Here is a 15,043-nt window from a genome sequence, read left to right as displayed (position 1 = left end):
TTTGCTTGTTGCAAGTTATATCAAGCCTGTCCTCCCGCCGCTTCCGCGATGGCTCTCCCATCCGCATAGTTGGAAAATTGACGGAAGCGCGCCGCGAATTCCGCAGCAGGCAGCGGATGACTGATATAGTAGCCTTGGAAATGGTTGCAGCCTAACGACTCCAAGTAATGGAACTCCTCGGCCGTCTCCACCCCTTCCGCGATGACGGTAAGATTCAAGCTATGGCTGAGCTGAATGACGGCCTGCACAATCGATGCATTGACTGGATCCGCAGACAGATGTCTAACGAAGGAACGATCTATCTTCAACGTATGGACCGGCAATGTTTTCAGCCGCTCCAGCGACGAGTAGCCGGTTCCGAAGTCGTCGATGGCGATGTTCATCCCGCGCCGCTTCAGCTGCCGCAGGACATGGTTGGCTTGCCCGACATGCTTGTGCACATAGCCTTCCGTAATCTCCAGCACCAATTGCTCCGGTTCGAACTGCGTCTCCTGCACGATTCGCTCCACCATTGCCACGAAATCCTGATTCAAAAACTGCCTCAGCGACACGTTCACCGACAGGCGCAGCGGCGGCATGCCCTGCTCCCTCCATTGACGATGCTGCATGCATGCGCTGCGCAGCACCCACTCGCCAATCGGAATGATTAAACCGGTTTCTTCCGCTACCGGAATGAACTGCGAAGGCGAAATATAGCCCTGCTGCGGGTGCAGCCAGCGCAGCAGCACCTCGGCGGCGACGACCTTCCCTGTGCAATCGACAATCGGCTGATAATGAAGCGTCAGCTCATCGCGCTCCATCGCCTTGTACAGCAAGCTTTCAAGCAGCATGCGGCCGGAGGCCAGATCCGGATGAATCTGATCGAAGAACATATAGGTCTGCCCGCCCCGCTCCTTCGCCGCATACATCGCCGTATCGGCTTGCTTGAACAGGGCGGTCAGCGTATTCCCGTCATCGGGATAGAGCGCGATCCCGGTTGAAGCCGAGACGAACAGCTCATGCGCGTGAATGCAGAAGCGCTCGCGGAAATGCTGAAGGATGCGCTGCGCCAATTTTTTGGCCTCCTCGCGTGTTCCCTGCTCGAGCAAAATGACGAACTCATCGCCGCCCAGCCGGGCGCACAGATGGGCTCCCTCCTGCTTCGACAGACAATGGAGCAGGCGCTGCCCGGCCCGAACGAGCAGCATATCGCCGATCTTGTGACCGAGCGAGTCGTTAATGTATTTGAAGCGATCGAGATCGATGAACAGCAAAGCAAGGGGTGTGGCATCTACATCAGCCCGTTCCAGCGCCTTATCCATCTCTATCGTAAAATAGTGGCGGTTCGGCAACTGGGTGAGCGGATCATAATAGGCCAACCGCTGCAAGTGCTCTTCCGATTTTTCCAGCAGCTTCGTCTGCTGCACAAGATGCTCATTCATGCGGTGAAGCTCCCGGAACTGCGCGGTAAGCCTCTCGGCCATAGCGCGAAAATTCAACATTAGGGAGCGAATCTCTCGGACGCGGCTATGCGGCCATGCTTGCCTCTCCCAGTCCGTGATCGTATCCGGATCAACGCCCGTCATCCGGTTCAATCTGTCAAGAGCACGAATGAGAGAACGGCTGATCATAACCGCGCTCCCCGCTACGATGCCCCATACAACCAGCATAAGAGCGAGTTCCCAGACATAAGAAGAGAGAATCCCCGGCAGGAACGTATCATTCGGGAGAAAGGCGGTCACCGCCCCAGCCCTTCCGGCTTCGCCAAAGCGTTCCAGCACATAATAGCCGTCCTTCCAGCGACCGGTTGCATAGTGGTAGTTCTCCGTCCCCGGCAGGACGCGATAGAAGCCGGCAACCTGGATCCTCTCCACTCCATCTCCCGATGCTAACATTTTGGGCAGGGGAAGAGCGGTTCGCACTGCTCCCGCCTCTTCATACAGCCGCTGTCGGGAGGCTGCCCACATCCGGTCGCTCCACGCGAACATTTCGCCACGCTCGTCCGTTAAGGCAAACTTGATGACGCCGTCCGACGACTCTTCCTTCAGGAGACTCTCCACCAACGATACGTTCGTCCATACGTCAGTCACCCTTCCCGGGAGCCGCCGGCTAGATCCTTCCAGTCCCCGCAGCGCGTTCTCAGCCCGGATCGACAGCTTCTCCAAGCGGGCATATGCTTCGCGCTCCACTTCGGTCAGCAAGCCGCTGCTCCCCAGCTTCATATGCAAGAGGAAGGAGAGCAGAACAGCGGCCAGCGCCAGATGAACGATAACGCGCTGAAGAGGAATCCGCCGGTCTGCGCTGCGTCCGAACAGGCGCTGCCACGGCACGTAGGCAAGCAGTATATCGGCGAGAAACGCATTAACGATGCCGTTCACAGCGGACATCATATATTGAAGCATGGCCTCTGTCCCGAACACGCCGGTTCGCATCAAGAACAGCAGCACAATTCCCGGAGCTCCGACCGCAAGCCAGAACAAGCTGTCCCACAACAACAGCCTCCGTCTGCGCCGATAGAGGAAACCCACAACGGCAAGCTCCATTCCGATGAACGCCAGTGTATCGATATCATATCCAGCGACATAGAGGACCAGTGCGGCCAGTCCGGCGAACGCCATCGTTCGGACGGCACCGAATAAGACGAGAGCCACAAGGAAGAAAGCCCCGCTCAGAGCAAATTCTACGCCGAACGGGAACTTGATTCCGACTTGGGAGCCGACGACCCCCAGCAGGATAAGCGAGATGTAAACAAAACCCGTACGGCTTGAGTTCGGCAGTACCGAGGTATACGGCATAGAGGACGACTCCTTTGGCTGAAGGTAGTTCGACAATTCCCCTATATCCATTCGACACAAATCCATATTTTCCTACTTTATGCATAAAAAAACCGTCCCGTAAGGGGTCGGTTCGATGCTATTTGCTGTTCAGCTTGCCTTTCGGCATCAGCAAGGTGCAGCCGAGGCAGATGACGGCGACGGCCGACATCACCAGGAACACATTCTCGAGTCCGGTCTCCAGGAACGTGCGCAGGCTGTTCATGACATCCGGCGCCAGTTGGCTCGCGCTCTCCGGGTTCAACAGCTTGTTCAGGTCATCATCCGAAATGCGCGAAGCGATGTCCGGGCCGGCTTGTCTGACCATGGACGCGATGCGTTCATTCAGGAAGGTGCCGAGCGCCGCGATGCCGATGGTCTGGCCGAGCGTGCGCACGAACGTGTTGAGCGCCGTGGAGGCGCCGCGCATATTCCAAGCAACCGACGACTGGACGATAATCGTGAACACAGTAATCGAGAACCCGAAGCCAAGTCCCGATACCGTCATCAGCGCGACGATGACCCACATCGACGTGGCGCCCGTGATGGAGGCCAGCCATATCGATCCGGCGGCAATTAGCGTCATGCCGAGGGAGGAGGTTAGCTGCGGGCCGCTCTTGATCAGCATCCGGCCTCCAATTATCGAGCCGATGAGCCAGCCGATGGACATCGGCGTCAGCGCCATCCCGGAGCTGGTCGCGCTATGCCCCATGACGCCCTGAATCCAGAGCGGCATGTACGAATTGATGCCAATCAGCACGCTGCTAACGAGGAAGCCGACGAGATTGGAGATGGCGATGTCCCTAACGCGGAATAGCTGGAACGGAACCATCGGTTCCTGCGCTGTTTTTTCGATACGGTAGAACCAGATGAGGAACACCGCAGCCAAGCCGAGCAGCGCGAACATCCACGGGGATGTCCAGGCAATGTTCTGCCCGCCGGTAATAATGGCGAACAATAAGGCCGTCATCCCGATCGAGAAGGTCGCCGCGCCGGCGTAATCGATCGGCTTGTCCTTCTTCTCCACCTTCTCATGGAATAGCTTGGCGATCATCCATACCGAAATAATGCCAAACGGAACGTTGAAGAAAAAGATCCAGTGCCAGGAGAGCGAATCGACAAAAAATCCGCCGACCAACGGGCCGACCAGGCCGGCTATGCCCCAGATGGAACTGAACAGCCCCTGGATTTTGGCGCGTTCCTCCAAGGTGAAGATATCCGCCACGATGGTAAAGGTGGCGGGCATGACAGCACCGGCGCCGATGCCTTGTATAGCCCGGAACAGAATCATTTGCGTCATATTGGAAGATAAGCCGCACAGCATGGATCCGCCGACGAATAAAATAGAGCCGAAAATAAAGATCTTTTTGCGGCCGAACAGATCGGCCAGCTTGCCGAACAAAGGCGTCGAGATGGCCGTCGTCAGCAAATAGGCAGAATAGACCCAACTGATCAGCTTGAGTCCGCCCAGATCAGAGACGATCTGCGGCATCGCGGTGCTGACGACTGTAACCTCAATTGCTGCCAAAAATGTAGATAATAATAAGGCCAGCGTCACGAGCTTCCGTTCGCGCCCGGCCTGCATCGTTGCAGTGCTTCCCATTGCTTCATTCCCCTTCTCTCTTGCTCTCCGCTTCCATTCACATTGGTCCTGTATCGTCACGCATGTTGCCGCTATCTGCTATCTTACCATGCCCTTGTCCGGGCCGCGATCTAAGCGTAATCGCTTAACACTATTCCGGCCCGGCGCTCCGCCGTCCGGCCGCGTCAAGCCAGCAGCCCACTTCCATATAGGCTGCAGCCAGCTGTGGATAAGCGGCCTCATCCCAAATGTCATCATGGGTGATGACGATCAAGCCGCAGCCCCGCTCGGCCTGTGCAAGGCACCAGTCGCGTATCAACGCGGCGCTCCCGGCATCGAGGCCTGCTGTCGGCTCATCGAGCAGCAGCAGGGAGGGCCGATGCAGGCCGGTCAACGCGACGCTGAGCAGCCGGATGGCTCCGGCAGGCAGATCGTGAGGATGGCGGTGGCGGTAACGGGACAGGCCCGTAGCACGGAGCAGCTCCTCTGCCATCGCCACAACGGATTCCTCCCTGTAAGCCTGCGCCGGTGGCACCGGGGCGTGCAAGCGGGTGCTCCGCCAAGCCATGGCGGCCGCATCGAGCACTTCCTCCTCGACGGTACGGCCGAACAATCCGGCTTCCGGCTGCTGCGGCACATACCCGAACAGCCGGGCCGCTTCGTAGACAGAGCAGCGCGGCAGCGGCTTGCCGGCCAGCCGGATCTCCCCGGACATCCGTCCCGCTTGCCGCGGCGTGTCCTTCGTTAGAAGCTTGAACAAGGTTGATTTGCCTGCTCCGTTCGGTCCGCGAAGAAGCATGCATTGTCCCGGGTACAGGTCGAACGAGACCTCGCGAAGCGCCTGCCCCCGAATGTTCGAGTTGGGGTTATCCTTCCGCCTTTTCCCGTACCGGAACGACACGTCCCTGACTTGCAGGATAGGCGCTTCCCCTGAATGCTCCCCAGTCAGTTGGGCGGACCTATGTGCGATGACTCCGGAACCCCTGTCATCCGGTACCGCGATCGGCTGCCAAGACGGCCGTGCCGCGGCGGACGTCCGCAGCTTGTTCAGGGCGCCTGCCGCTTCCGCTTCTTGGAGGCCGCCATCATAGATGATGCGGCCTTCCTCTAGCAGCAGCAGCCGCACATCGGGCAGTTGCCCGATCCAATCCTCCAGCCGGGCCCCGGCCAGCACCGCCGTGCGCCCGGCCTGCTGCCCTGCACGAAGCGTCTGCAGGAGACGCTTCCGGGATGCCGCATCCAGATGGCTCCAGGCCTGGTCCAGGATGAGCAGCTCCGGCTCCATCGCCATGACCGCAGCGATAGCCGTCCGCTGTTTCTCTCCCCCTGACAGATCCGTGATCGGCGACTCCCGCAGCGATTCCAGCCCGAACGCATCAAGCTGCTCTTCCACCCGGCGCATGACCTCATCTGCGGGCACACCCATATTTTCCGGGGCGAAGGCCAACTCGTCCTCCACCGTGCCGACGATAAGCTGCGAATCGGCATCCTGCAAGGCCAAGCCGGCCACTGCGGGCGGCTGGCCCTCTGGTGGCGCCGCCTTCCCTTGCAGCGTGCCTTCATGGGGCTGCATCACGCCGGCCAGCAGCTTGCACAGCGTCGTCTTGCCGCTGCCATTCGCTCCGGCGATATAGACGATATCGCCCCGGTGGAGCGTGAAGCTGCAATCGCGCAGGGCCGGCTCGTCCGCGCCCAAATAGGTAAAGGTCACGCGCTTGATGCGCATGACCTCTTCAATCAGAAATTCCATCGTGTCAGCCCCCTATCCTCGATGCCCGCGGTAGGCCTTCCCCAGAGCGAACGGGCGGACAGCCCGTGCAGGCGCCAGCCGATCGCCAATCAGCTTCGTCAATGCGCCGCAGAGCACAAGGCCGCTGAGACAGCGAATCACGAGCGTGGCAATCAATACCCACGTCTCATAATAAATGTAGCCGAACATGAAGGCGGAGATGACGAACCAGATCGGCACCGCCGCCAAGCCGATAAAGAGCATGGACGGCCAATCGTATCGCCGGTAACGGAACAGATAGAGCAGCGGCTCAATCACGATGCCGTAGCATAGCGCGGCCGCAATCGCCGACCAGGGGCCATAGGCGGTACCGACCAGAATCTGCACGACCGCGCCGAGCGCGTAGGTCAGCATCGCCGCGCCCGGCTTGCGAATAATATAGGCGGCCAGCAGGCCGTAAATCATATATAACCCTACGATGGCTGACGTCAGCATCGGCCCGCCCAACGAGTGCAGCAGCTTATTCAGCCAGGACAAGCCGCTCGTCAGCACCCCGTTCGCCGCAGCCAGCAGGGCCATGAGCACCCATTCGCTCAAGGTCAGCGAACGCCATAATCGCGTGTTGGATGATGTCATCTGTGGTCAACTCTCCCTTATGTTCTACCTAATTCGGAAGGATGCGATAGTCTGGCATCCCTTGTCTTCTATACACGTTACAAGTCATACGCTGGAAATGCAAGTAAAAAAGCGGGGCCGCCTGCGCCCGGAGCGTGAAGCCCTGGCCGGCAAGGCTGCCGGCCGCTGTTAGCCGCACCACCAGGTGGCGGCGGCTCCTAGCACCGAGGCGAGAGCCAGTCCGATGCCCGGCGCCGCGAAGATAAGCTGGCGCCGATACGTCCGCGGGGCGGCCCCGAACCGCTTCGCCTCCATCGCCGTGGCAATGTCCTGCACGCGGCGAAGCGTATGCGCAGCCGCTCCGGCGAGGACGCGCTGCAGCCGTTCAAGCCGTTCCGCCATGCTATGCGGCGGAACGAGACGGCGCAGGCGCTCGGCGTGCCGGATGCGGGCCGTCTCGGCCAGCAGAATCGGCACGAAGCGCAGCGCAATCGCCGCCGCGTACGCGAAGCGGTCCGGCAGCCGCAAGTAGCGCGACATGGCGAGGACGACATCGCGCGGCGCCGTCGTCCCCGCATAGACGAGCGATGACAGGAACAACGTCATCGCCCTGAGCGTCAGCGCGGCCGACTGGAGACCGGCTTCCCGCGTCAAGGTCAGCTTCCCTGCCGTCAGCCACGGCGTATCGCCAGGCAGGACCAGCCACTGGAACAGCAGAAGCGGAAGGGCGAATCCGCCGATCCATAAGCTCACCAGCCTCCAGCGCTGCGCCGTCCACCCGCTTCCGCTCAGCGCGATGAGCAGGATGGCAAGGAACCAGCCGGCCTGCCACTCCACCTTCATACTGATCATGACGGCCAGTCCGGTGCTTAGCAGCCAGACGCCCTTCGTCAAGGGGTCGATCCGAAGCAGCCAGCTCATAAGTCCTCCCCCCTTATCTTACAAGCGTCCGCCGGGGCGGGCTTCCAGCCTTCCGAACCGGCACGAACGCATAAAATCATACGGCCTAACCCAACTTAATACAGATTGGGAGGACCCGGCGCCTCCCTTGCCCGTCCACCGAAAAATTCACTTAGCATCATACCGCTTAACCTGAAGAAAGTAAAGATGGAGAAAACGCGGCAAAGCCCTTTTCGTAGGCGCCGCAGCGTATGGAAAGGAGTCCAGTCATGGCGGTGCAAGACATAGCGAGGTCGCGTCGCAACATGGTTCTCATCGGTCTCATTATGGGGATGTTTTTCAGCTCACTCGAACAGACGGTAGTGGGCACGGCCATGCCGACCATTATTAAGGACTTAAGCGGATTCGCCATCTTCGCCTGGGTGACAACGGCGTACATGATCTGTTCGACTACCGTCATCCCGCTCTCCGGCAAGCTGGCGGATCTGTTCGGCAGCCGGTTTATTTATTTGACCGGATGGATTATTTTCGTCATCGGTTCATTTCTGTGCGCCACCGCAGTCAACATGGGACAGTTGATCGGCTACCGCGCCATTCAGGGGATTGGAGGCGGCCTGCTGATGCCGATGTCCCAGACGATTATCGGGATGATGTTCACCCCGGCCCAGCGGGCGAAGTGGCAGGGCGCGTTCGGGGCCATCTTCGGGCTTAGCTCCATCGTCGGGCCGTTTCTCGGCGGCTTGATCGTCGATCATATTAGCTGGCACTGGATCTTTCTCATCAACGTCCCCTTCGGCCTCGTCTCGACAGCGCTCATTTTTATCGGGATGAAATCGATGGGCAGCCCACGCGACAAGAGCAAAAAGGTTCATATTGACTGGCTCGGCATCTTCACGCTCATTCCGGGGATCGTGTTGGTGCTATACGGCCTGTCGCTGGATCATGCGAAGTATGCCTGGACATCCCCTTACAGCCTGTTTATTTTCGGCGCGGCCTTGACCCTGTTCCTCGTCTTCATTCCGATCGAGCATCGTGCTGCCGATCCGATTATCGACATGTCGCTGTTCCGCAGCCGCGTCTTCAATGTTGCTGTCGGGCTCGGCTTCCTGGTCGGACTCGGGATGTTCGGCGCCATCATGTTCGTGCCGATGTTCATGCAGGGCGTCCTCGGGGTGACGCCGACCCAGGCCGGCTCCACGATGACCCCGATGATGATCGCGCTTATTATCGCCAGCGTGCTGGGCGGCCGGCTTGTGCTCAAGCTCCCTTACCGCACCGTCATGGCTTCCGGGATGGTGATCAGCGCCTGTGGCTTCTTGCTCATGTCCACCATGGGCATCCATACGACCCCGCTCACGGCCTACGGCTTCATGATGGTGCTCGGCTTCGGAATGGGTCTGGTCATGCCGCTCATCACCATCGTTGTCCAAAATGCGTTCCCCCGCGAGCAGCTCGGAACCGTCACCTCGGCGACGACCTTTTTCCGTTCCATTGGCAGCACCATCGGCACAACGCTATTCAACGTCATCATGAACGCCGATATCGCAAGGAACATCACTGCGGCCATGCAGACTGCCGATCCGGTGACGCAAGCCGTCCTCGACCGAATCGGGACGGATTCGAACACCTTATACCAACTTCTGATCAACCCGGCTATGCTGCCGCTCGAAGGCGAAGCCAAAATCGCCGTGCTCGACACGCTCAAGGAAGCATGGTCGGCATCTTTCTCGACCGTCTTTTTGACGGGACTCGGGTTCATCATCGCCGGCATCGTCATCTCCCTGCTGATCGGCAGCGGCCGCATCTCCCGCGACGACCCAGGCCAGAAGCGCAACCCGGGCTCTGCCCAGGAAGGCTCGGAGAGGAATTCAGCCCAGCCCGCCTAGAGACAGCAAGCTGCAAGCTGTAGCTGAGCTCCGAGGGGAGACCGCCTGCAGCTTGCTTGTTATATGTCATAGGTCAAACAAGACATCAATCACTGTAAAAGGGATCGCGAAGAATAATGCCAATAGAAAACTGCGGTTGACATCGTGCATCCCGAACCGATACTCCGGCTTGGGATGATGGCTTATCGAAGAGATAATACATATAATAATACCGATCCCAAACGCAAGCATAAAATTTTCAACGAATATCATTAGCATACGACTCAGTCCCTTTTTGGAATGTTTTGGTTTAATAGTAATAGTGGTCTAACCATAACATGAAAGCTTGGCTTCGTGCTATCCCCCCCACAACGTGACCCGAGCTAATCTGCGCATCCCTTGAGGCGCCCTAATCATGCATCATCCTTATACGATATGCACCAAGCCCACTTTAGGTGGGCTTTTCGCGTTGGTATCCCTCCTTTTTACGAGACAAAAAGGCGCCTCTCCAAGGAGAAGCGCCCTTCAACTTATAACATGCTTTACACGACACGAGCATCGGATTATTGCTTGCGCATATACGTCCGATACCAGAGTCCGAACACGTACAGCACCCAGATTTTACGGGAGTAGTCGCCTTGGCCGTTGCGGTGGCGGGTGAACATCTCTTCCACCGCGCTCAGGTTGACGAGCGGATCGATGCCGCTCGCAGCCAGCTCCTCCCACATGATGCCGGCCCGCTCCGTGCGCAGCCAATCTCGCATCGGGACAGGGAAGCCGAGCTTCGGCCGGTGGAGCACCGAATCCGGAATAATGCCCTCCATCGCTTTGCGCAGCGCATACTTCGTCGTCTTCTCGGCAATCCGGTAGGAAGCAGGGATCGTACGGGCCACGTCAAATACTTTGCGATCCAGGAACGGGACGCGCAGCTCCAGCGAATGCGCCATCGTCAGCTTGTCCGCCTTCATCAGAATGTCGCCCGGCATCCACAGATTCATGTCGATATACTGCATCCGCGACACCGGATCCAGATGACGAGTACGGTCATAATAACGGCGTGCGATCTCGAACGGCTTCTGATAGGCCGCAATCTCATCCGCGCTGACGCGGAGCAGCTCCGCCTTCGCATCGTCGGTCATGATATTGGCATTGCCCAGGAAGCGCTCCTCCAGCGGAGTCGTTCCCCGGAGCAAGTAGTTTTTCCCGTAGAAAGAAAACGGTACGGCGCGCACCATCTTGTTCACCACGCGCTGCATTCCTTCCGGCATCCAGGACAGATAGCGCAGCGAATGCGGCTCGCGATAGATGCGATAGCCGCCGAACAACTCGTCCGCGCCTTCCCCGGACAGCACGACCGTAACATGCTCCTTCGCCAGCCGCGCGACCTCATACAGCGCGATCGCGGACGGATCGGCCACAGGCTCGTCCAGATGCCAGATCGCGCGCGGCACGGCGTCAAAATACATCTCCTGCGTAATGATCCGATCGTAGTGATCGGTATCGATTTGCCGGGCCGTATCGCGGGCGATAATCGTCTCATCGTTCGGCCCCTCGAAGCCGACGCTGAACGTCTTGATCGGCTCGATGGAACGCATGAGCGTGGACGTAATCGTCGAGTCGATGCCGCTCGACAGGAAGCACCCGCGCTGCACCTCGCTGTGCAGATGATGCTCTACCGAGTCGCGCATGACGTGACGAATCTCGTCGAGAACCTGAGTAAGCGGGCGATCGACCGGTTCGAACATCGGGTCCCAATATTTCTCGATTACAGGCTGCTCGCCCAGCCTAATCGTCATCGAATGAGCCGGCGGCAGCTTATAGATGCCGGCGTACATTGTCTCCGGATCGGGAACATATTGGAAGGTCAAATAGTTGTAAAAGCCGTTCATATTGACCTGACGGGCCACGCCCGGAACGGCCAGAATGCTTTTGATCTCCGATCCGAAGACGAGCATCTCGTCGTTCATGTAATAATACAGTGGCTTGATGCCGAAATGATCGCGGGCCAGGAACAACTCCTGCTTGTTCCGATCCCAGATCGCGAAGCCGAACATTCCCCGGAGATGGTTGACGCACTTCGTTCCGTATTCTTCATACAGGTGCAGGATACATTCCGTATCTGTATTGGTTTTGAATTGATGGCCGCGGCTGAGGAGATCCTCACGCAGCTCCAAATAGTTATAAATCTCGCCATTAAAAATAATCCATACCGAATCATCCTCGTTGCTCAGCGGCTGCGCGCCTTCAGCAACGTCAATGATGGACAGCCGGCGGAAGCCCAGGCCGACCCGGTCGCCGATCCACAGCTTCGCATCGTCCGGCCCCCGGTGATGGATCAAATCCATCATGCTGCGAATGAGATGTTCGGATGGTTGTTGATCATGAAAATGATAGATTCCGGCAATGCCACACATCGGTTCCAAATCCTTTCGATCATTGCATACGTCTATTCATGAAGTATGTCAACATATAGTTGGCGCTAGTCGGCACTTGCCGCAATCGCGGCATTGCTAGCTGGATATCGTATACAGGCCTTGACATTTTTAGACCCGTACTGATTCATTATATACGTTTTTGACGAAATGCGACACAGGCCTCGCGCCAATTCGCCACAATCTCCGGATTCGACGCGAAATGCAGATGCGTATACCCGGCTACGAGCGGCAGCCCGGCTGGATGAACCGCTCCTTCCGGCTTCTCTCCGGCCCTTCCCCGGGACAGATAGGCCGGAGGATAAGCTTGCTTCAGCCCCGCCTTAGGCTCCTCAATCGTCGAATAATGGAACTCATGACCTCTCGCCGTCCCGCCCCGCAGCAGGAAGTTGCCGTCCGCGCCGTTCACCTCCCGGTATCCCAGCGCGGCCAGCTTCATACCCATCCGCGTCTCGCCCGGAAGCAGACCGGCCAGCGGGCAGACTTCGCCCTCAACGGTGACGAGCCGCTCCATCAGCAGCATATATCCGCCGCATTCGGCGAACGTCGGTAGGCCCGCCTCCACAGCTTCCCGAATCGATCCGAGCGTCCGGGCGCAGCGCGCCAACTGCTCGGCAAAAGCTTCCGGGAAGCCGCCCCCGATATAAAGCCCATCGGCATCCTCGGGCACCGGCTCGTCCAGGAGCGGCGAGAACCGCACCAGCTCGAAGCCGGCCTCTTCGAGCATCTCCAGATTATCCGCGTAATAGAAATGAAACGCGGCATCATAAGCGAGCGCCAACCGCAGCCGCCGCTCCGCCCCGCTGGTCAGCGCCACCGTGCCGGCTCCTTCCGCTGGGCGCGCTTCACCAGCGGGCAGAGCCTCCGTGTCCGTCCGCTTCATGGGGCCACCGCCGTTGGCCATTTCCTCCCGAGTCGCCGTATCGACCGTCGCGATGCGAAGCAGAGCCTCCATATCCGTATGCACCTCGACGGCGTCGGCCATTCGGTCGAACAGCCCCTCCAGCCCGCCTCGCTCCACAGCCGGCACAAGGCCGAGATGCCGCTCCGGCACCTGCAATCCGTCTTCCCGCAACACGTAGCCCACCAGCGGCACGCCGCATACCTGCTCTACCGCTTCACGGATCAGCTTGCCATGGCCTTCGCTGCCAACCCGGTTCGCGATGACGCCCGCCAGGCGCACCTCGGGATCAAGCTGCTGGAAGCCGAGCACGATCGCCGCGGCGCTTCGTCCCATGCCTGACGCATCAATGACGAGCAGCACCGGACAGTCGAGCTGCTTCGCAATCGAAGCCGCGCTCCCCTCATCGCTGTCGGCGCGGCGCCCGTCGTACATCCCCATTACGCCCTCGATAAGCGCGATATCCGCCTCTGCGGAATGGCGGAGGTAGGTCGACCTCATCGCTTCCGATCCGCACATCCATTCGTCCAGATTGCGAGAACTTGCTCCGCATACGGCGGTATGATAAGTCGGATCGATGTAATCCGGCCCGCATTTGAACGGTTGGACCTTCCAGCCCTGCCGGGTAAGCGCCCGCATCAGTCCTAGGGTGACCGTCGTCTTCCCGGTCCCGCTTCCGGTTCCGGCAATAAGCAGCCGGCGCGGCCCCTTCTTCGGATTACGCTCGATAAATGTCGAATGAGTGGAATGAAGTTCGGACATGGTGTCTTATCCTTTCGCATCTCTTTTTCCCCATTGTACAGAACCTCTACCGCGAACGCCAACCGTGATCGCGCAGGCGAGCGGCAGCAGCCCTACCCGGGGATGTGTAAATTGCCATTTTCCTGCACAACCTAATACCATCGTATCGACAATAACTGACAAGGGGAACAAGCGGATATGATCTACATCTTCCTGGCCTGCACGCTCATCATTATCTTCGTTCTAATCGCCTGGATTGTTCCAAGATATGCCGTCTACCAGATGACCCGCAAAAGACCGGCCACCTACGACAATTGCTTCGAGCTGCTGGAGCAATATCGCGTCTTCAGCAAGCAAGAATTCGACGACTGCGATAAAGAAGAGATTTTTATTCACAGCCATGACGGATTGAAGCTTCACGGCAATTACATTGAAAAGCACCCCTATTCCGATCGGATCGTCATTATCGTGCATGGCTACACATCCGCTCTTCCGTGGTCGGCCCAATTCATGAACATGTTCTTCAAGCTCGGGTACAATGCCCTGCTGGTCGATCAGCGGCGGCACGGACAGAGCGAAGGGATTCACACCACCTTCGGATTGAAGGAAAAGCGCGATATCGAAGCCTGGGTAGACTGGATTATCGCGAATAAAGGAAAGGACTGCACCATCGGGCTGCATGGCCAGTCTTTTGGCGGGGGCACCGTGTTGGAGTACGCTGCCAATCCTCATCCGTGCGTGAAATTCATCGTGGCCGACTGTCCCTATTCCGATCTGACAGAGCTCATACATCATCAGGTCACCGTACTGAATCGACTTCCGGCCTGGCCCTTCATGAAGCTGATCGACATTCTGCTGAAAAGCAAAGCCGGATTCCGCATGAAAGATGTCAGCCCGCTCAAGGTAATGCAGACCTGCAAGCTCCCCATTCTGTTCATCCACGGAGCAGCGGACATTTTCGTCCCGACTCAAATGAGCATCGATATGTACGAGGCTAAGCCCGAGCCGAAGGAACTGCTGCTGATCGACGAGGCCACCCATGGGGTTGCCTACTGCTACGACAAAGAACGGTATGCCGACAAAGTGACCCAATTCGTCATCCAACATACCGGCCTCCCAACCGCCCGCGAAATGGAGGAGATCGATCCGAGCAAGCACCAAGACGCCCCCTCGGTTCAGCAGCCGTATCCCGCATACCAAGTCCAAGAAGAACCATCGCATGCGTCCATGCATCGTGCTACATGACGATTCACAGCCAAGCCAACCGGGGAGTACATGCTCATCAACTCCCCGATATCCCCGTCCCTCAGAAGTTAAGAGCTTGATTACCCAAGGTTATACACGAGCATCACGGGTCTCACGGGTAGCGCGCCTCCGTCCTCTTATCGACGACACCCCTTATACAACCGCCTCTTTAGTCCCTTTTGGACAATATCCCATCGGCTCGTAACTTTGGGGAAGGCGGTACATCAACGTGGCATCTCCA

At 58.4% G+C, this 15,043-nt stretch carries 9 protein-coding genes; 2 read left to right on the top strand and 7 right to left on the bottom strand.

Going from position 1 to position 15,043, the window contains the following annotated elements:
- Positions 1–20: 20 nt before the first annotated feature.
- The 5 genes from DQX05_RS02030 to DQX05_RS02010 form a co-directional block, all read right to left on the bottom strand.
- Positions 21–2,774, bottom strand: coding sequence for a putative bifunctional diguanylate cyclase/phosphodiesterase (locus tag DQX05_RS02030; protein ID WP_119790411.1), 2,754 nt, complete (start codon positions 2,772–2,774; stop codon positions 21–23).
- A gap of 118 nt (positions 2,775–2,892) precedes the next feature.
- Positions 2,893–4,395 (bottom strand): MDR family MFS transporter, encoded by a 1,503-nt coding sequence (locus tag DQX05_RS02025; RefSeq protein WP_119790409.1) that lies wholly within the window; start codon positions 4,393–4,395, stop codon positions 2,893–2,895.
- A gap of 130 nt (positions 4,396–4,525) precedes the next feature.
- The gene (locus DQX05_RS02020) at positions 4,526–6,124 is read right to left on the bottom strand and encodes an ABC transporter ATP-binding protein (protein ID WP_119790408.1); all 1,599 of its coding nucleotides are present in this window, start codon (positions 6,122–6,124) and stop codon (positions 4,526–4,528) included.
- Between the two features lie 12 nt (positions 6,125–6,136).
- On the bottom strand, positions 6,137–6,739 hold the full coding sequence (locus tag DQX05_RS02015; RefSeq protein WP_119790406.1) for an ECF transporter S component: 603 nt from the start codon (positions 6,737–6,739) through the stop codon (positions 6,137–6,139).
- A gap of 168 nt (positions 6,740–6,907) precedes the next feature.
- Positions 6,908–7,639, bottom strand: a complete 732-nt coding sequence (locus tag DQX05_RS02010) for an energy-coupling factor transporter transmembrane component T family protein (protein ID WP_119790404.1) — start codon at positions 7,637–7,639, stop codon at positions 6,908–6,910.
- A gap of 248 nt (positions 7,640–7,887) precedes the next feature.
- Between DQX05_RS02010 and DQX05_RS02005 the strand changes: the two genes are divergently transcribed.
- Positions 7,888–9,504: an MDR family MFS transporter gene (locus DQX05_RS02005; protein ID WP_119790402.1), complete on the top strand. Its 1,617-nt coding sequence runs from the start codon at positions 7,888–7,890 to the stop codon at positions 9,502–9,504.
- A 542-nt stretch (positions 9,505–10,046) separates the two neighbouring features.
- Here DQX05_RS02005 and asnB read toward each other — a convergent pair.
- Positions 10,047–11,897: an asparagine synthase (glutamine-hydrolyzing) gene (gene asnB, locus DQX05_RS01995; protein WP_119790398.1), complete on the bottom strand. Its 1,851-nt coding sequence runs from the start codon at positions 11,895–11,897 to the stop codon at positions 10,047–10,049.
- 148 nt (positions 11,898–12,045) lie between these two features.
- Positions 12,046–13,578, bottom strand: a complete 1,533-nt coding sequence (locus DQX05_RS01990; RefSeq protein ID WP_119790396.1) for a cobyrinic acid a,c-diamide synthase CobB — start codon at positions 13,576–13,578, stop codon at positions 12,046–12,048.
- A 177-nt stretch (positions 13,579–13,755) separates the two neighbouring features.
- On the opposite strand from DQX05_RS01990, the gene DQX05_RS01985 reads away from it, so the two are divergent.
- A complete protein-coding gene (locus DQX05_RS01985; protein ID WP_119790394.1) occupies positions 13,756–14,802 on the top strand; it encodes an alpha/beta hydrolase in 1,047 nt (348 codons plus the stop codon).
- The last annotated feature ends 241 nt before the right edge of the window (positions 14,803–15,043 follow it).

It is taken from the genome of Paenibacillus thiaminolyticus (assembly GCF_003591545.1).
In the GTDB taxonomy this organism is placed as follows: Bacteria; Bacillota; Bacilli; order Paenibacillales; family Paenibacillaceae; genus Paenibacillus_B; species Paenibacillus_B thiaminolyticus_A.
Note: the sequence above shows the minus strand (reverse complement) of the source record. Positions and strands in the feature narration are given on the sequence as shown.